The 19,791-nt window shown below is 25.7% G+C and carries 19 protein-coding genes; 17 read left to right on the top strand and 2 right to left on the bottom strand.

Going from position 1 to position 19,791, the window contains the following annotated elements:
- The 4 genes from cobA to ACYUET_RS13645 all read left to right on the top strand — a co-directional run bounded on the left by cobA (position 1) and on the right by ACYUET_RS13645 (position 4,697).
- Positions 1-1,455 carry a uroporphyrinogen-III C-methyltransferase gene (gene cobA / locus ACYUET_RS13660; RefSeq protein ID WP_460280475.1) on the top strand — a complete coding sequence of 485 codons (1,455 nt, stop codon included), beginning with the start codon at positions 1-3 and terminating at the stop codon, positions 1,453-1,455.
- A gap of 83 nt (positions 1,456-1,538) precedes the next feature.
- A complete protein-coding gene (gene hemB, locus ACYUET_RS13655; protein WP_460280474.1) occupies positions 1,539-2,504 on the top strand; it encodes a porphobilinogen synthase in 966 nt (321 codons plus the stop codon).
- Positions 2,505-2,611: 107 nt separating this feature from the next.
- Positions 2,612-3,904, top strand: a complete 1,293-nt coding sequence (hemL, locus tag ACYUET_RS13650; protein WP_460280473.1) for a glutamate-1-semialdehyde 2,1-aminomutase — start codon at positions 2,612-2,614, stop codon at positions 3,902-3,904.
- Position 3,905: 1 nt separating this feature from the next.
- Complete coding sequence (locus ACYUET_RS13645) at positions 3,906-4,697, top strand: sirohydrochlorin cobaltochelatase (protein ID WP_460280471.1); 792 nt, start codon at positions 3,906-3,908, stop codon at positions 4,695-4,697.
- 182 nt (positions 4,698-4,879) lie between these two features.
- Here ACYUET_RS13645 and ACYUET_RS13640 read toward each other — a convergent pair whose 3' ends face one another.
- The gene (locus ACYUET_RS13640; RefSeq protein WP_460280469.1) at positions 4,880-5,686 is read right to left on the bottom strand and encodes a lysophospholipase; all 807 of its coding nucleotides are present in this window, start codon (positions 5,684-5,686) and stop codon (positions 4,880-4,882) included.
- A gap of 422 nt (positions 5,687-6,108) precedes the next feature.
- On the opposite strand from ACYUET_RS13640, the gene ACYUET_RS13635 reads away from it, so the two are divergent.
- Positions 6,109-6,660 carry a DUF3867 domain-containing protein gene (locus ACYUET_RS13635; RefSeq protein WP_460280467.1) on the top strand — a complete coding sequence of 184 codons (552 nt, stop codon included), beginning with the start codon at positions 6,109-6,111 and terminating at the stop codon, positions 6,658-6,660.
- 113 nt (positions 6,661-6,773) lie between these two features.
- Entirely contained in the window at positions 6,774-7,094 is a 321-nt protein-coding gene (locus tag ACYUET_RS13630) for a hypothetical protein (protein WP_460280465.1), read from the top strand.
- A 292-nt stretch (positions 7,095-7,386) separates the two neighbouring features.
- Here ACYUET_RS13630 and ACYUET_RS13625 read toward each other — a convergent pair whose 3' ends face one another.
- Positions 7,387-8,361 (bottom strand): alpha/beta hydrolase fold domain-containing protein, encoded by a 975-nt coding sequence (locus ACYUET_RS13625; protein ID WP_460280463.1) that lies wholly within the window; start codon positions 8,359-8,361, stop codon positions 7,387-7,389.
- Between the two features lie 346 nt (positions 8,362-8,707).
- Between ACYUET_RS13625 and ACYUET_RS13620 the strand changes: the two genes are divergently transcribed.
- From ACYUET_RS13620 to hisB, 11 genes are all read left to right on the top strand, one after another.
- Complete coding sequence (locus tag ACYUET_RS13620) at positions 8,708-9,646, top strand: DUF6414 family protein (RefSeq protein WP_460280461.1); 939 nt, start codon at positions 8,708-8,710, stop codon at positions 9,644-9,646.
- Positions 9,647-9,785: 139 nt separating this feature from the next.
- Positions 9,786-11,243 (top strand): threonine synthase, encoded by a 1,458-nt coding sequence (gene thrC, locus ACYUET_RS13615; RefSeq protein WP_460280459.1) that lies wholly within the window; start codon positions 9,786-9,788, stop codon positions 11,241-11,243.
- Positions 11,244-11,251: 8 nt separating this feature from the next.
- Positions 11,252-12,151, top strand: a complete 900-nt coding sequence (thrB, locus tag ACYUET_RS13610) for a homoserine kinase (RefSeq protein WP_460280457.1) — start codon at positions 11,252-11,254, stop codon at positions 12,149-12,151.
- Positions 12,148-12,585 carry an ACT domain-containing protein gene (locus tag ACYUET_RS13605; protein ID WP_219778236.1) on the top strand — a complete coding sequence of 146 codons (438 nt, stop codon included), beginning with the start codon at positions 12,148-12,150 and terminating at the stop codon, positions 12,583-12,585. Before thrB ends, ACYUET_RS13605 begins: the two co-directional genes overlap by 4 nt.
- A 260-nt stretch (positions 12,586-12,845) precedes the next feature.
- Positions 12,846-13,697, top strand: a complete 852-nt coding sequence (locus tag ACYUET_RS13600; RefSeq protein WP_460280455.1) for a DegV family protein — start codon at positions 12,846-12,848, stop codon at positions 13,695-13,697.
- Between the two features lie 156 nt (positions 13,698-13,853).
- The gene (locus ACYUET_RS13595; RefSeq protein WP_460280453.1) at positions 13,854-14,360 is read left to right on the top strand and encodes a GNAT family N-acetyltransferase; all 507 of its coding nucleotides are present in this window, start codon (positions 13,854-13,856) and stop codon (positions 14,358-14,360) included.
- A gap of 540 nt (positions 14,361-14,900) precedes the next feature.
- The gene (gene hisZ, locus ACYUET_RS13590) at positions 14,901-16,040 is read left to right on the top strand and encodes an ATP phosphoribosyltransferase regulatory subunit (RefSeq protein WP_460280451.1); all 1,140 of its coding nucleotides are present in this window, start codon (positions 14,901-14,903) and stop codon (positions 16,038-16,040) included.
- A 3-nt stretch (positions 16,041-16,043) separates the two neighbouring features.
- Positions 16,044-16,667, top strand: coding sequence for an ATP phosphoribosyltransferase (gene hisG / locus ACYUET_RS13585; RefSeq protein ID WP_460280449.1), 624 nt, complete (start codon positions 16,044-16,046; stop codon positions 16,665-16,667).
- 168 nt (positions 16,668-16,835) lie between these two features.
- The gene (gene hisD, locus ACYUET_RS13580) at positions 16,836-18,122 is read left to right on the top strand and encodes a histidinol dehydrogenase (RefSeq protein WP_460280448.1); all 1,287 of its coding nucleotides are present in this window, start codon (positions 16,836-16,838) and stop codon (positions 18,120-18,122) included.
- Entirely contained in the window at positions 18,123-19,163 is a 1,041-nt protein-coding gene (hisC, locus tag ACYUET_RS13575; protein WP_460280447.1) for a histidinol-phosphate transaminase, read from the top strand. It abuts the gene before it with no gap.
- Position 19,164: 1 nt separating this feature from the next.
- The gene (hisB, locus tag ACYUET_RS13570; protein WP_460280445.1) at positions 19,165-19,752 is read left to right on the top strand and encodes an imidazoleglycerol-phosphate dehydratase HisB; all 588 of its coding nucleotides are present in this window, start codon (positions 19,165-19,167) and stop codon (positions 19,750-19,752) included.
- Positions 19,753-19,791 lie beyond the last annotated feature (39 nt).

The raw sequence follows: 19,791 nt of genomic DNA, 5'->3' as shown, positions 1-19,791 counted from the left end.
ATGACTCAAGTATATATTATGGGAACAGGTCCTGGAGATGAAGAATTATTAACATTAAAAGCAGTAAAATGTTTAAAAAAATGTACAGCAGTGCTGTATGATAGATTAGTTTCAAACAATGTATTAAATTATTTATCTGAAGATTGTAAAGTATATTATTGTGGAAAAGAGCCAGGCTCTCATTATAAAACTCAAGAAGAGATAAATGAGATGATAGTAAAACTTGCAAAAGAAGGACACGTTGTAGGAAGAATAAAAGGGGGAGACCCTTATGTATTTGGTAGAGGCGGAGAAGAAGTATTATCTTTAGTTAAAGAAAATATTTCTTTTGAAGTTATACCAGGTGTTACATCACCTATAGCTGTCTTAAATTATGCAGGGATTCCAATAACACATAGAGGAATAGCTCAAAGTTTTCATGTTGTTACAGGAATGTCTGCAGGAAAAATGAATGCTAATTTTAAAGCTCTTGCAATAGAAGAAGGAACATTAGTGTTTATGATGGGACTTGAAAATTTAGGGAACATAGTAAGCAATTTAGTTTCTAATGGAAAAGAGATTAATACACCATGTGCAGTTGTTATGAGAGGGACATCCTCAAAACAAAAGAAAGTAACAGGCACATTAGCTGATATTGAAGAAAAAGTTAAAAATGCTAAATTAAAATCACCATGTATAATAGTTGTTGGAGATGTAGTTAAATTAAATGAGAATTTGAAGTGGTATGAGGATAAACCACTGTTTGGAAAAAATATATGCATAACTAGATCAAAGAAACAGTCAGAACCATTAAAAAATAGATTAGTAGAATTAGGTGCAGAGGTAACAGAAATACATTCTATAGAAATTGAACCTATTAAAAATAGTTTAGAAAATTATATGAACAAACTTAAAACTTATAATCATATAGTATTTACTTCTGTAAATTCAGTAGATATATTTTTTGATTATTTAATGAAAAAGGAATATGATATAAGAGATTTGAAGGCAAAAATTTCAGTAATAGGAAATGCTACTGAAAAAGCAGTTAAAAAAAGAGGATTAATTCCAGATATAAAGTCAGATGAATTTGTTGCAGAAGGACTAGTTAAAGTTTTAAAGCCAAATTTAAAGGCAGATGATAATGTATTATTACCATGTTCATCAAAGAGTAGAAAATTTATAGAGGAAGAACTTATTAAACAAGGAGTTAATGTTGATAAAGTTAACATATATGAAACTGTTTGTGGAGAGGTAAAAAATAAAAGAGTATTTGATGAAGTTGATATTGTCTTTTTTACTAGTCCTACTACTGTTAATAATATGATTAAGATGGTTGGATTAGATAAAATTAAAGAAAAAAGGGTTATAGCAATAGGACCTAAAACTTATGAGGCTTTAGAAAAAAATAATATTTTATCAGAAGTGTGTAATGAACACTCAGAGGATGGATTTATAAAACATATTTTAGATTAAGGCTATTTTTAAGTGAATATCAACACTGTTTTAAAACATAAAAATATAAAATTGATAATTAAAAAATTAAGGAAGTGTAATTAATGATAAAAAGAGGAAGAAGACTTAGAGCAAATTCAGCTATTAGAGATATGGTAAGAGAAACAACATTAAATTCAAAGAATTTTATTTACCCTATTTTTGTGGTAGAAGGAGAAAATATAAAGAATGAAATAAGTTCTTTACCTGGTAACTATCACTTTTCTATTGATAGATTAGAAGAAGTTATAAAAGAGGTTGAAGAAGCTAATATAGCAGGAGTTCTTCTTTTTGGTATACCAAATAAAAAAGATGAGATTGGTTCAGAAGGTTTTAGTGACGATGGAATAGTACAAAAAGCAATTAGAAAAATAAAAGAAATAAATAAAGACCTATTTGTAATAACAGATGTTTGTATGTGTGAATATACTTGTCACGGTCATTGTGGAATAATCCATGATAATGATGTAGATAATGATGAAACACTTGAATATTTAGGAAAAATAGCACTTTCACATGTAAAAGCAGGTGCAGATATGGTAGCACCATCAGATATGATGGATGGAAGAATTAGATTTATAAGAAATTTATTAGATGATAATGGATATAAAAATGTTAGCATAATGAGTTATTCAGCTAAATATTGTTCAGCATTTTATGGACCATTTAGAGATGCAGCAAATTCTGCACCACAATTTGGAGATAGAAAAACATATCAAATGGATCCAGCAAATAGAAGAGAAGCGTTAAGAGAAATGGAAATGGATATTGAAGAAGGTTCAGATATAATAATGGTTAAACCAGCACTTTCTTATTTAGATATAATAAGAGATGCAAGAGAACATTTTGATATGCCAATAGCAGCTTATAGCGTTAGTGGTGAATATGCAATGATTAAATCAGCAGGAAAGCTAGGCTTGATAGATGAAGAAAGAGTTATGATGGAAATGTTAACTTCAATAAAAAGAGCGGGTGCAGATATTATTATAACTTATCATGCATTAGAAGCTGCAAAAATATTAAGAAGATAATAAATATGCTATGTTTAAATAAATGTTGATATTGTATTATAATATCAACATTTATTTAAAATATAGCAAAGGAATCAGTAAAGATAGTTTGAGAGGGGAAAATAAAGATGAATAATCTTGAGATATTTGAAGAATCAAAAAAATATATGCCAGGAGGGGTAAATAGTCCTGTAAGATCTTTTAAGGATATGAATATGAATCCACCAGTTATAAAAAGTGGAAAAGGGGTAATAATTAAAGATGAAGAAGGAAAGGAATATATTGATTTTGTATTAGCTTGGGGGCCATTACTTCTTGGACATTGTGATGAGGATGTTGTAAATGCAATACAAGAAACTAGCACAAAAGCATTAGCATTTGGTGCACCAACTAAATTAGAATTAGATTTAAGTAGATTTATGTGTACTAATTTAGATAATATTGATATGGTAAGAATGGTTAATTCAGGTACAGAAGCTACCATGAGTGCTGTTAAACTTGCTAGAGGGTATACAGGAAGAAGTAAGATAGTTAAATTTGCAGGATGTTACCATGGACATTTTGAGGGATTTTTAATAGAAGCAGGTTCAGGTGTACTTACAGAAGGGATACCAGGATCTCTTGGAGTACCTAAAGAGAGTGTAGAAAATACATTAATAGGTATATATAATGATAAAAATCAAATAAGACAACTTTTTGAGAAATATGGTAATGAAATAGCAGGAGTTATCATAGAACCGGTTGCTGGTAATATGGGAGTTATAAAAGCAGAAGATTCATTTATGGAAGAGCTAAGACAATTATGTAATCAATATGGATCTCTACTTATTTTTGATGAAGTAATGACAGGATTTAGAGTAGCATTTAAAGGTGCTCAAACTTTATTTAATGTTAAACCGGATTTAGTTACTTATGCAAAAATAATGGGAGGAGGACTTCCTTGTGGAGCATATGGTGGTAAAAAGGAAATAATGGAAAAATTATCTCCAACAGGAGGTGTTTATCAAGCAGGAACAATGTCAGGAAATCCTATTGTTGTAGCAGCAGGACTTGCAACATTAAATAAGCTACACAATAATTTAGAATATTATAATCATATTGAAAATATAGGAAGCAAGCTTGAAAATGGTATATTAAAAATATCAAAAGCGTATAATTTAAATTTAGTTATTAATAGAGTTGGTGGAATGCTAACAATATTTTTTACAGATCTAAAAGAAGTAAAAACTTATGAGGATGTTAAAACTTGTAATGTTGAAAGGTTTAAAAAATATTTTAAACATATGTTAAGTGAAGGATTTAATGTTGCACCATCACAATTTGAAGCTATGTTCTTAAGTGTAAAACATACAGAAGAACATATTGATAAATTTTTAAAGGCATTTGAAAAGTTTGCATCCGAGGAAAACAGGATGTGTTAAAATGAAAGAAAATAAAGCTATTATTTTAGTTGGGTTTGGAACTTCAGATGTTGATGCGATAAGAAGATGTATAGAGCCTATAGAAGATGACATAAGAGAGATATATGGAAAAGAATATACTGTATTTAAAGCATTTACATCTAAGATAATATTGAGAAAACTAAAAAAAGATTTTGGAATAGAGATTTTAGATTTTAAAGAAGCTCTAAGAAAATCAAAGGAAGTTGGATGTAAAAGAGTTATTATAGTTCCACTAAATGTAATTGCAGGTGGAGAATATGATAGAATAAAAGAGTTTGTAAGTAAATATGAGCATGAATTTGAAGAGCTTATATTAGGAAAACCAATATTACAGTTAGAAGATGAAGCTGAAAATATAGTTTATAGTAACATATTTGAAAGTATTAAAAATGAATTACCAAGAGAAAATAATTTACTTTTAGTGGGTCATGGAATAAGTAATAAATCTAATATTATTTATAAAATATTTCAAAAAGAATTAGAAAAATTGGGTTTTGATAATGTAATATTAGGTACATTAGAAGGAGAACCATGTATAGAAGAAATTATTGATAAACTTAAAATAAGAGAAGTTAAAGAGATAACATTAATGCCTTTTCTTGCAGTATCAGGAATGCATGTAAAACGTGACATTTTTGGTGATCAGGAAGAATCTTGGAAGAGTAGGCTTGAAAGAGAAGGATTTAAAGTTAATTGTTTAGATAAAGCCTTAACAGAATTTCCAAATGTAAAAGAATTGTATGTAGATAATTTGAAAAATATAATAAGTTAGATTATAAATTAAATACTATATAGAGTATTTAATTATATATATAAGTACCCTATGAAATAGACTTTTTTATATTGTCTATTCCATAGGGTACTTTTAGAATTTAATTTTATAGGCAACTTTTATATAAAGATTATGTTTTAAAATAGAGTATTAATATTTACTTAAAACATAGTCTAAAGTTGTTATATATGAGCGTTAATCCATTCATTAATAGTAGCTATAATGCAATCACGACAAGGTTCATTAAGAATCTCATGATATAAGTTATCATAAATTTTAAGCTTTTTATCTATAGAAGAAACAGATTCATAGAAAAGTTTTGAATCTTCGCATGATACAAGTTTGTCATTTTCACCATGAAGAATTAGCACAGGATATTTAAAATTATCTTTATTATCAATTAACCATTTTATACCTTTTGCAAATTCGTAATATAGTCCAGCAGAAATTTGTGTTAATGTAAGAGGATCGTTTACATAAGCTTGTACAACAGTTTTATCAGTACAAATCAAATCTGACATATCATTGCTCAAATAAGTATGAGGATCAAGATTTTTTGGAATAGCCTTTGTAAGGCCATAAGTATCTCTAGTTAGGGCACCACACATAATAATTCCATTTACTTTATCAGGGTATTTTGTACCAAATGCGGATACACCAAAACCTCCTAAACTATGTCCAAGTAAAAATATAGGTAAATTTTTATTTTCTGATTTTGCAAGATTAACTATAAAGTTTATATCTTCTATCATATCATTAAAATCTTTATAATAACCTCTTTCGCCATCAGATTTACCATGTCCTCTATGATCAAATCTGTAAACACTAAATCCATCAGTATTTAATGTTTGAGCCACATATTCATAACGATTACATGCCTCCCCTAAACCATGAACGATTACAAGAACCGCATTAGCATTTTCTACTAGACTTTTATTTACATAAAGTCTAGTGTCGTCAAAAGAATTTATAAATTCTGAAATTGACATTAATAATACCTCCTAAATAATTAAATTTTAGTATATATATGTAATATATTATAGTACTTAGTAAAAAAAATATATAGTATATAATATTACTTTAAGATAATTAATATTTATATAATAATAAATAGTAATATATAAGTTTCAATAAAGTTTGTTTATTAATACAAACATTAAAATATTTATAAATAACATCACTTACCAGTATAGTGAAAAACTTATATAGAAAATTTATTATATATATGCTTCTAAGTAGATATTGTTAATTAAAGATATAATTTTCTATAAAAATTATATAAAAGATTATAAATGTATTAAGTCAATTAGAACATATATATTAAATATAATCTGAATTTTTGCACTAATAAATAGATTTATTAATATATTATAAGTTATAATATATAATTATAAAAAGGAGGCTTTACGTTATGGATGATAAAATTATAGATTTTAATGAACTAAAAAATAAAGCCAATGAAAAAGATGTTGATAAATTTGAGGAGTACATCTATTCAATGTATTATGATTTGGCAGCTGGAAAATTAACAATGGGAGACTTTTCTAAAAACATAATGAGTTATATGGAGGAAAATAATATTTCTCAAGATAAAATATTAAACATTCAAAAAAAGTTTTTAGAAAGATATGGTGTTGATTCATCTATATTAGAAGAACAATTAAATATGTCAGGAATAAATTTTAAATCAAATGACTATGAATCTATGAGAAAGACTATGAGTTTTCAAGAAAAATATAAAAGTAGACTTCAAGTTAAAACAGTATCAGAGTATTATATTAAAAATGATAAAAATGATTTAACAATATTGATAGAAAATGAAAGTATGAGATTAATAAGTTATAAAAAAATAGATTTAACTGATAACGAATTAAATGAATTTATATGTTCATATAAAAAGGTTATAAAAGATAAAAAATTAGATGTTGTATTATCTGAGAATGTTAAATCTTATGAGTACTAATATATGTATAAGATCCTTTATTAAAGAAAAACTATATTAAATATAGTTTCTTTAATAGGGGGGAATTAAATGGACTTTAGAAATAAAAAAGAATATGAAAAAAAGTTTTATTAATGAAAAACAAGTATAAAGAAAATTTAATTACTTTAAAACAAAATTTAGAAAACAAAGTTTTAGAAAAAGATAAAATAATAGACAATAAAAATTTAAAGGTTATAAAAAATAAATTTTTTGAATTGAAAGATAGGAATAGATTAGAAGAAATCTTTAAAAAGACTTATAATGAAAAATATGATGGGATAATATTTGATAATTGCTATTTTTCAGAAGTTAATGTAGATATTAAAAAAATATATATAAGCTTATTTTTTTATTGTAATATAAAAAATTTTAAAATGAAGTTTTATGAAGTAGAGGATATAGAGTATATATAGTATCATTTGAAATGTTAGCTAGTGCTATTTATGTTAGCATTTTTACAGGAACAATATTTAAAAGATATATGGATTACAATGTACATAAGGAACATTAAAAAATAAGAGGCGAGTATGCTTGTATATTATTTTCTTTTATATAATTAAATAAAAAGTTAAGGTTACAACAATAATATTAATTTGTTGTAACCTTAGTTTTTTTATTAAAACATAAATTTTAATATCAATTTATAATTATACTATATTATTAACTTTAACTTAAAAATAGAATTTAAGTTAATTATTCTATTTTTTATAGTGGAGAATTTGTTACTATAAATTTTAATATTTCTTTTGATAAATTTATTATATCGTCTGAAGAAATTTCTGACAGACTATGTTCAGCATTTTCAATTGGAAATAATTTTGCATTAGCATTAACTTCAATACATTTGTCATAAAGTTTTAAAGAGCTTTCATATGGCACTAATGAATCTGATTTACTATGTATTATCAATGTTTCTGGAATATTTGATGTAACATAATTTATTGGATTAAATGTATTAATTATATCTTCCTTTCTTAAACGAACTGAATTAAAAATATTATTTAAGTCCCAATTTAGATTTGAAGTATTTAATAGACTTAAATCTGTTGGCCCAAAAAAATCAATAATATATTTAACTTTAGATGGAAATTTTGCAAGTTCTGAATCATCTTGAAACTGATCATTAGAAGTGTAAGCACTCATAAGTGATAAATGTGCTCCGGATGATAATCCAATTATCCCAATTTCATCAGTATCTAGATTATAATAATCTGAATTTTTGTATATCCATCTTATAGTATCTTTTACATCACAAATTTGTTTTTGAAAGTTTTCTTTATTTTTCATAAGTTCATAAGATGTACTTATGATAGTAAATCCATTTTCTCTAAAAATATTTAAAACAGGACTAAGAGCTTCAGGAATAGTCTTGTCCCCATAAACCCAACTACCACCGTGTACATATAGAATTACAGGTGATTTTTTATAAATATTTTTTATAGGATTATAAATATCTAAAGTTAATTCTGTATTATTAGTATTTTTATAAACTACATCTTTGTAACTCATAGATTCATTAGGGTTGAGATTAAAATTATTATATGAATTTATATTATCTTTTAAAGAAATAATATTGTTAACAATATTATATGTTAACACAATTTTTTTTCTAAAAATAAAACTTGTTACAGAAATAAAAAGTAATATAATTAGTATAAATATTTTTAAAAATTTTTTCATAAGAACACCTACATTAAATATAATATAGTAAGTATTATATCATAATAATTACTATATTATACTTTTTATAAATTTGTCAGACAAACATTTTAATATATATATTTTAATTTAAGTTAATATATTTATAATTTTTATAGGAAATAAAAATCTATATTAATACTATTCAATTAGAAGTATATAATAAATTTTCTATATAAGTTACTCACTATACTATTTAATAAATAAATAGATGTTATTGGAATTTATATAATAGTCTTTTAATTTATAATTTTTAAAATCATATAAAGGAATTAATTATAATAAATATATATAGTATATATTTCAATACTTTAAAAGGAGTGAACTTATGGCCAATCCTTTTGCTGTACTTATTTATTTGGATGAAAACTTAGTTAGAAATTTATCATCTTTGGTATTATCAGGATATATAGAAACTAGAATTCAAAGAAAAATTAAAGATTCTACTATTCATACTGGTGTTCATGTTGAAAGCAGGAATGGATCATCTAAGCAGGAAACTAATGGAACTCTTGAAAGAGAGGGATATAGAGATGAAAATGAGGGAAACCTTATAAATGCAGAACAACATAATCAAATATGTAGAGATTTAGATGGTAAAGCATTTATAAGACAAGAAGATGAGTTAAGAAAAACTTATACAACATTTGCGTTAAATGGGAACTTAAATAATTATTTAAATGAAGGACAATTTTTACAAACAAGAACTGGAAATAATATTATTAGCGATGAGATTGAATCAGGAGAATTAATAGAAATTGAGGGGACAATAACAAATGAATCATTATTAGCATATGTAGATACATTAATAAAGCTATTATCATCAATAGGATGTGATAATCTAAATTTATTATTAGATGGTAAGAAATCTAAACTCCTTAATTTTTCAGTATTATTAAACATGTTAACTCACCTTCAAGAAACATTAAAATTAAATGACACTCAAGATTTAATTATGTCAACTGGTGAGGGATCAGCAATACTTACAGTGAATAAAAATAATTTTATGCATAATGATTATAATATTTTTGATAGGGTAAATTGTAATTGTAAAGTTATAGGTAAGGTTGTAAAAACATGTAGTAGAACAGGTTGTATTAATTTTTTAAGAAAAACAGGTGCAGAAGATTTTTATGAGAAATTTTTAGAATCTTGTGATTTTCTTCTAGAATGTTTAAAAGAAAATGGAATAGTAGTACCTGAAAGGCCTTGTTGTAAAATAGAAAATAATGGGATACAAGTCATGCCAATAAGCATTTCTATTTAGTTAAATAGTTATGCTTATTTGTGTATTAAATATAAAAAAAGTGTATTGCATATAAAAACACTTGTATTTTATAAGAGGACATGATACTATATATTATAATATATGGTATTTAAAATTTAATAAAATTTGGGGTGATAAAATGTATTTTAGAAGTACTAGAGGTTTAGAAAATGGTGTAACTTCTGCAATAGCAATAATTAATGGAATTTCTAAAGATGGAGGATTATATGTTCCGGAAAGTTTTCCTAATATATATTCTTCTTTGAAGGAAAAAAATGATTTAACTTATGAAGAACTAGCATTCAACATAATCAAGGAGTATTTTACAGATATTGATGAAAATGAATTATTGGATGCTATAAATGAAGCTTATAATGATAGATTTACTGTTAAAGTAAAAAATAACTTTTTAGAATTATATCATGGTCCAACTTGTGCATTTAAGGATGCAGCATTACTATTTCTTCCTCAAATAATGAAAAGGGCTAAAAAGATTTGTAATAAAGAAGGAGAGATTGTAATTTTAACAGCAACTTCAGGAGATACGGGAAAAGCTGCTTTGGAGGGATTTAAAGATGTTGATGGATTTAAAGTAGTGGTGTATTATCCTAAAAATGGAGTAAGTAGTATCCAAGAAAGACAAATGTTAACTCAAAAAGGTAACAATGTAAAAGTTATTGGCATAAATGGTAATTTTGATGATGCACAAAATTGTGTAAAACAAATTTTTGGAGATAATAATTTTAAAGAAAAACTTATAGAAAAGGGATTTACTTTATCGTCTGCTAACTCTATTAATATTGGTAGATTAATACCTCAAATAGTATATTATTTTTATGGATATTTTGATATGGTAAACCAGGGTGCTATAAATGAAGGTGAAAAAATAAATGTAGTAGTGCCTACGGGAAATTTTGGAAACATATTAGCATCTTATTATGCTAAACAAATGGGATTACCAATAGATAAGTTCATTTGTGCTTCAAATGAAAATAAGGTTTTAACAGACTTTTTTAAAAACGGTGTTTATGATAAAAAAAGAGAACTTATTTTAACAGAATCGCCATCAATGGATATATTAGTTTCTTCTAATCTTGAAAGGTTATTGTTTGAAGCAAGTGGAAGAAATCCAGAAATTATAAAAGATTTAATGACTTCATTAAATGAACAAGGAACATATGAAATAAATGATCGAATGAAGGAATTCATGAAAGATTTTTATGGAAATTATGCAACAACAGAAGAAGTTTATAATGCAATAAAAGAAGTTTATGACAGAGATAATTATTTAATGGATACTCATACAGCAGTTGGATATGTAGTGAAAAATAAATACCAAAAAGAATCAAATGATAATAAACCTGTATTAATTGCTTCAACAGCAAGTCCTTTTAAATTTTCAAGAAGTATTTGTAAGGCTTTAAAAATTGATGTAGATAAAATTAATGATTTTAAGGTACTAGAGGAATTATCTAAAAGTACAAATAATGACATACCAAAGAGTTTAGCTACATTAGGAGAAGAAAAAATTCTTCATAATGAAGTGTGGGATAAATTAAAGATGAAAGAAGCTTTACTTTCTTATTTAGGAGTGTAAAATAAGTTATGATTAAAGTAAGAGTGCCAGCTACATCAGCAAATATGGGACCAGGATTCGATTCATTAGGAATTGCATTAAATTTATATAATGAATTTGAATTTAGGGAAATAGATAAAGGATTAAAATTTAATAGAATACCAAAGGAATTCTGTAATGAGAACAATATAATATATCAGGCAATGAAATATTGTTTTAAAAAAGCAGGATACATATTTAAAGGAATAGAGATTACTGTATTAAAACAAGATATACCAATATCTAGAGGTCTTGGCAGTAGTTCTAGCTGTATAGTTGGGGGACTAGTTGGAGCTAATGAAATTCTTGGAAGAAAATTTTCAAAGGATGAACTTTTACAAATGGCAGTTGAATTAGAAGGTCATCCAGATAATGTTGCACCAGCTTTATTTGGGGGAATGGTTGTTGCAATAATGGAAAATGATAAGACTGTTTATAATAAAATAGACATTGAGGAAAAAATAAAATTTATTACAATCATACCTGATTTTAGATTATCTACAGAAGAAGCAAGAAAAGTTTTGCCAAATCAAATTTCGAGAAAAGATGCAATTTATAATTTAGGAAGATCTGCACTTATTATATCTTGCTTTTTAACTAAGAAATATGATTTAATAAAAAGTGCATGTAATGATGCGCTTCATCAAAATTATAGAAAAAAATTAATACCACATTTTGATAATATTTATGATAAAAGTTATGAACTTGGTGCATTAGGATGTTATCTAAGTGGAGCCGGGCCAACAATGATGGCTATAATCGATATTGGGGCTAAAAGCTTTAGCAATGAGCTTAAAAAATATTTAGTAAGCAAAGAAATAAAATGGGGCGTTTTAGAATTAAATGTAGATAATATAGGGGCTGTCGTAATAGAAGGAGATTGTAAATGAAAGGGAATTACTTAGTTATAGACAAAAGAGTATTACCAGATGTTTATGAAAAAGTTGTTTTTGCTCAAAAACTATTAAAACATGGAAATGTAAAAGAAATTACCGAAGCAACTAAAATTGCAGGTATAAGTAGAAGTGTATATTATAAATATAAGGATTATGTATTTGATTTTTCAGAAACTTCTCAGGGAAGAAAAGTAACATTTAACATGATAGTTAAAGATAAAACAGGAGTATTATCTGAAATAATAAATTATATTTCAGAACAAGGTGGGAATATTTTGACAATAAATCAAGGCATACCTATTAATGGAAATGCTAATATAAGTGTTACAATTGATATGTCTACACTAAATGGAGACATAAAAACACTTTTAAATGATTTATCTAAAATACAACATGTTGAAAAGGTAGAATTTATAGCTATGGAATAGATCTATTATTTTATTTCATGTGCTTAAGAGTATTCATAAAATATAAAAGGTACTGTATTAAAATATCTGAAATATATAAACATGTTTTGAGACAGTATCTACAAGAAGATATATTAAGGTATAAATATTATATTTTAATATATCTTTTTTATTGTACAGAAAATTACAGAAGTTTTATTAACTAACATAATATGGAGTAAATAAGGAATAAATATGCTATAATTGTAGTTATAAAAATTACGTATCTTAGGAGGGGGACTATGTCAGTAAAGGTAGTAACAGATAGTACTAGCTATATTGCAGAAAAACTAATTAAAGAATATGATATTTCAATTGCTTCATTAAATGTTATTTTAAATGGTAAAAGTTATAAAGAAATCGATTTAAGTAATAGAGAATTTTATGAACAAATGGATAAAAGTAATGAGATTCCAACATCATCACAACCAAGTACTGATGAACTTTTTCAAATATTTAAAGAAAAAGTAGTCAATGGAGATGATGTTATAGGAATATTTTTATCATCTAAAATGAGTGGAACTTATTCAAATTCTCATCTTGTTCGAGAAATGATTTTAGAAGAATATCCAAATGCAAAGATAGAACTAATAGATTCAACAACAAATTGTATGCAAATGGGGTATCAAGTACTACAAGCAGCAAAGAGTGCTAAGGCTGGCAAGAATATAAGTGAAGTTGTAAATGATGTATTAAAAATAAGAGAAAATAGTAGATTCTTATTTGTTCCAGATACACTAAAGTATCTAAAAAAAGGTGGAAGAATAGGAGGGGCTTCAGCTTTATTTGGAACTATACTTCAAATAAAACCTATTTTAACAGTAGAAAATGGAGAGACGACAGTATTTAATAAGGTAAGAACAAAGAAAAAAGCAATTGACACAATAGTAGATAAAGTTCTTCAAGATGTTAAAGAAAAAGGATTAGGTAAAGTTATAGTTCATCATATTAATTGTGAGAATGAAGGATTAGAGCTTGCTAGAAGATTAGAAGGAAAATTAGGTATACCTGTTACTATTCAGCATATAGGTCCTATAATAGGATTACATGTAGGACCAGGAAGTATAGGGGTTGCATATTATACTGAAAGCTAATTAGTTATAATAATAAAAAATAAACTTAGATATATATTTTTTTATACAAGAAATATTAAAAATTAACAAACGTATAATTAGAAATTTTATTTTGAATTATTATTTATGTTCATATGCTTAAATTAGGTAAATATCAATAAAAGGTGAGGATATATCATGAATTATATAGAAACAAAGATAAATGGGTTAAGATTTAAGAAAACTTCAGAAGAAGATATTCCTGTTATATTGGAATTTATAAAAAAGATAGCAAAATATGAAAAAATGTTAGATCAGGTAATGGCTACAGAAGAAAAATTAAGAGAATCAATTTTTCAAAATAATAGAGCTCATGCATTATTAATAGAATTTAATAATAAGATTATTGGGTATATAATATACTTTTTTAATTTCTCAACATTTATAGGAAGAGCAGGATTATATTTAGAAGATATTTATATAGAGCCAGAATATCGAGGAAACGGTCTAGGTAAAGAAGCATTTGAAACGTTAATACATATTGCTAAAGAAGAAAAATGCGAAAGAATGGAATGGGTTTGCTTAGACTGGAATGAACCATCTCTTAAATTTTATAAAAGTATAGGGGCAAGGCAAATGAATGAGTGGATTATTCATAGATTAGATAAAAATGCAATAGATAAAATTGATAGAGAAGGAATTTAGGTAATTAAAAAACAATACTTCAGTATGTTTGTACATCTTTAATGTATTATTTATTTTCATGTACATTAAAAATGTTTTGATTTATTTTATAAGGATATAATTAGTTATCATTAGTGCTAAAAGTTTAAAGATTTTTGCACGGTATAATGACTGATTATATCTTTTTTATTTTTATTAGGCATGTTTTAAAATAGTTTGTCTCTCAAACGCTTTTGGTAAAAAATATTTTTAAACTTCTTACTTGTCTATTATTAAGTGGACTTTATATGAAATATTTAAATGAAAAAGTATATCTTAAATATTTATGTAAAAACTATTTTTAAGAAAAATAAGACTATATATTCAGATAATAATATTTGACAAATTAATAAAAAAGATAAAAAATAATAATATATTGGTAAAAAATATTTAAAATATTTAAATAATGGATATTGACAAAGGGCAAAAATTAACGTATTATAATTGCAAGTAATAATTTAACACGCTAAATTGATAAAACGATAAATTAATAAAGTATAAGGGGATTGGTGGTAGATTTAAATGAGTAGGAGAAATATGCTTCCAGAAGGAACAAGAGACTTAGTTTTAGAAGAATGTATTATAAAGAAAAATATACAGCATAATATAGATAAACTCTTTAAACAGTGGGGATATAAGGAAGTAATTACATCAACTTTAGAGTTTTATGAAACCTTTAATTATTACCCTGAAAGTTTAAAAGAAGAAGAAATGTATAAGTTTTTTGATAATAAAGGAAGAATATTAGTATTAAGACCAGATATGACTATACCTATAGCTCGTTTAGTTAGTACTAAATTTAAATGTGAAAAATTGCCTATTAGACTTAGATATATATCTAATGTTTTCAGAGTTCATGAAAGTCTTGGGGGAAAAAGAAATGAATATACTGATTGTGGTATTGAGCTAATAGGTCTTGAAAAAGAAAATGCTGATATAGAGATATTAGTATTAGCTTTAGAAGCATTAAAAATGTTAGGATTAAAAGATTTTAAATTAGAGATTGGCAATATAAAATTTTTTAATGGAGTATTTAAAGATTTAGATATTGATGAAGTAAATAAAAAGAAAATTGCAAAATTAATAGAGGATAAAAATTTAAAAAACTTAAAAGATTTTTTGAACGAATTAGATATAGAGGATAAATTAAAAGAATTTTTTAATAAATTGCCATGGATGTTTGGAGATAAAAATATACTTGAAGAAAGTAAAAAAATGGCATTCAACAATGAACTTATGAGTTGTATACAGTATTTAGAGGATATATATATTAAATTAGAAAGTTTAGGATATGCAGATAATATAACTTTTGATTTAGGTATGGTTCCAAAGCTTAATTATTATACTGGAATAATATTTAGAGGATATGGAAAAGGAATTGGAGATTCGTTATTAACAGGTGGAAGGTATGATAAGTTGATTAAAGCAGATGGAGTAGATTTGCAAGCAGTAGGTTTTTCTATTGATATTGATTCTATAATATCTCTTACTCAAGATATAAGTTATCAAAATGAAAAAAGATGTAAAGTGTGTTATAACAATAAAAATATTATACAAGCAATTAAAATAAGTGAAAAATTAAGAAATGATGGTATGATTGTGGAATTATTATGTAATGAAAATTTAGAGGAGATAAAGATAGTTAAATGTGGAGGAATATAAAATATGGGGATAAATATTGCTTTAACTAAGGGAAGGCTAGAAAAAGAAATAATTAAAATACTAGATAAAGCTAATTTTGATACTCATCAATTAAAAGATAAAGGGAGAAAATTAGTTTTTAAGGATGAAAAGGGAAATGTTAGTTATTTTCTAGTAAAAGCAGCTGATTCTATAACATATGTAGAACATGGAGTAGCGGATATTGGAGTAGTTGGCAAAGATACTATATTAGAAAGTGATAATAATTGTTATGAGATATTAGATTTAGGGATAGGAAAGTGTAATTTTATAGTAGCATCTTTACCTAATAAGAATCTCTTTAAAAAAATAGGACATATAAAAATAGGTACTAAGTATCCAAGGGTAGCAAAAGAGTATTTCAAGAAAAAGGAAATGGATGTTGAAGTTATAAAAATAGAGGGTTCAGTAGAATTGGCACCAATTTTAGGGCTATGTGATGGTATTGTGGATATAATGGAAACTGGAACAACATTAAAAGAGAATGGATTAATAGTATTAGATACTATATGTGAAATAAGTGCAAGAATTATTGTTAATAAAGCAAGTTTTAAATTAAAACAAGAAGAAATAAAAATATTTATTAATAGAATAAAAAAAGTTATTTAGTTTTTCTAATATATATTTTAATACTTTCAAATATAAACTGTAGATATAAATAATATTAAAAATTATTTAAGGGAATAAGAAATATATCTAAAAGTTAAAATCCTATTTATAATTTTTTAGGAAATAAGTGATAAGCAATAATAAATAATCAGGTTGGGGAGGAGTATAATGATAAAACTATTGGAGTTTAATGAAATAAATAAAAGAGATTTAATTATAGAACTTCAAAGAAGGGAAGAAGTAGAACAATCTAAAGTAACAGATATTGTAGCTGAAATATTATCTAAAGTTAAAAATGAGGGTGATAAAGCATTAATAAATTTTACTAAAGAATTTGACAAAGTTGAACTTAAAGATTTAGAGGTAAGTCAAAAAGAACTGGAAGAATGTTTTAATAAAGTTGAAGAAGATTTTATCAAAGCATTACAAGAAGCTAAAATTAATATAGAAGATTATCATAAAAAACAAAAAAAATCAGGATTTATTATGACAAAAGAAATGGGAGTATATTTAGGGCAAAAAATAAGTCCATTAGAAAATGTAGGAGTATATGTTCCAGGGGGAACTGCAGCATATCCTTCTTCAGTATTAATGAATGTTATTCCTGCTAAAGTTGCAGGGGTAAATGAAATAATAATGCTTACTCCACCAGATAAAAATGGAGGAATAAACCCTTATATAGGAGTAGCGGCAAAAATTGTTGGAGTAAATAAAATTTATAAAGTTGGAGGAGCACAAGCAATTGGCGCTTTAGCTTATGGAACTGAAACAATTAAAAAGGTAGATAAGATTGTAGGACCAGGAAATATTTTTGTTGCTATTGCTAAAAAATTAGTATTTGGAAATGTTGATATAGATATGATTGCAGGACCTAGTGAAATTTTAATAATTGCAGATGAAAAATCTAATCCTAAATTTATTGCAGCAGACTTAATGTCTCAAGCAGAACATGATGAGTTAGCTTCATCTATATTGGTTACTACATCTAAGAAACTATATGAAGATGTATTAAAAGAATTAGAGATACAAATAAAAAATCTAGAAAGAGAAAAAGTAATACGAAAATCACTTGAATCTTTTGGAAAAACAATAATATGTAATGATATTAAAGAGTGTATTGAAATATCTAATTTAATAGCACCAGAACATTTAGAACTTATGGTGGATGATCCTATGGAATATTTAGGGGAAATCAAAAATGCAGGTTCTATATTTTTAGGAAGATATTGTCCAGAACCTGTAGGAGATTATTTTGGAGGAACAAATCATGTACTTCCAACTAATGGGACGGCAAGATTTTTTTCGCCATTATCTGTAGATAGTTTTATTAAAAAATCATCATTTATATACTATTCACAAGAAGCTATTAAAAATAATGGTAGTAAAATTATAACATTAGCTAATAAAGAAGGATTAACAGCTCATGCAAATTCTGTGAAAGTGAGGTTAGAATAAATGAATGATTATATAAGCATTGATAAGAAATATCAAATACGTTTAAACAGTAATGAAAGTTATATAGATATAGATAATAATATAATGCTTGAAATGAAAAGTAATTTATCTAATATAGATCTTCACAGATATCCAGAAAATAATATGCTTGAAATTAGAAATTTATATGCTAAGTATTCAGGTGCACAGGCTGAAAATATTATTGTGGGAAATGGATCAGATGAAATGCTCCAATTGATTATAAGTTCATTAATGGGAAACGGTAAAAAAATGCTTACAATGGACCCAGATTTTATAATGTATGACTTCTATGTTTCATTATTTGGAGGGGAAATCAAAAAATACAAAGCTAATCATATATCAGAGTTTGATTTGGATGAGTTTATTGATTTTGGAAAAAAGCATAATGTAGATTTAATAATGTTTTCTAATCCGAATAATCCTACTGGATTAACTCTAAGTGTTAAAGAGATAGTTAGATTATTAGAAACTTTTCAAGATAAAATTATAGTCGTTGATGAAGCTTATTATGAATTTTATGGAGAATCAATGATTGATTATATAAATGAGTATAAAAATTTAATAGTAACAAGAACATTATCCAAAGCATGGGGTTTAGCTGCTCTGAGAGTAGGTTTTCTTATAAGTAATAAATCTATATTAGAATGTTTGTCAGATAAAAAGATACCTTATACAGTAAATTCATATTCTCAGGCTATGGCATTAATAGCATTAAAGTATCCAGAAAGAGTTATGAAAAATGTTGCCCAAATAATAAAACAAAGGGAAATATTATTTAAAGAACTAAAGAGTATAGAAAAAAATGCATCAATGGATATAAAGTTTTATCCTTCAAAAGGAAATTTTATAATGGGAAGCACTTCTAATAAAAAAGCATTGTTAGATGGATTAAATGATAAGGGAATATTAATAAGAAGCTTTCAAAATGATACTTTCAGAATTACAGTAGGTTCCCCTTTAGAAAACAAAAAGGTTATAGAAGGGATAAAAGATATATTTATATATCAAGGTGGAGAATAATATGTTGGATAGAATTTCTAAAATTCAAAGAAAAACAAATGAAACAAACATTATGATAGAAATTAATTTAGATGGCTCTGGAAAAAGTGAAATTAATACAGGAATTGCTTTTTTAGATCATATGTTAAATTTATTTTCCTTTCATAGCAAAATAGATATAAATATTTTAGCAGATGGAGATTTGGAGGTTTGTGATCATCATATAGTTGAAGATATTGGAATAGTACTTGGATTATGTTTAAAGGAATCATTTGGAGATAAGAAAGGAATAAATAGGTATGGAACATTTCATTTACCAATGGATGAAACATTAGTATTAATATCTTTAGATATAAGTGGACGATCATTTCTAGTATTTGATTGCGAATTTAAAAGAGAAAATATAGGAAGATTCTCCACTGAAATGGTTGAAGAATTTTTCAGAGCATTTGCCTTTAATGCAGGTATAACATTACATTGTAAATTATTATATGGAAGTAATGATCATCATAAAATTGAGGCTTTATTTAAAGGTCTTGGAAGAGCTATAAATGAAGCAAAAGAAAGAAATGGATTTAATGATATTCCATCAACAAAGGGGCTAATATAAGTTGATGAAATAAAAATTATATATAAACAATTAGCAAAT

It is taken from the genome of Clostridium sp. CTA-5 (assembly GCF_054768135.1).
The sequence above is the reverse complement of the archived record's forward strand: the minus strand, read 5'-3'. Positions and strand labels throughout refer to the sequence as shown.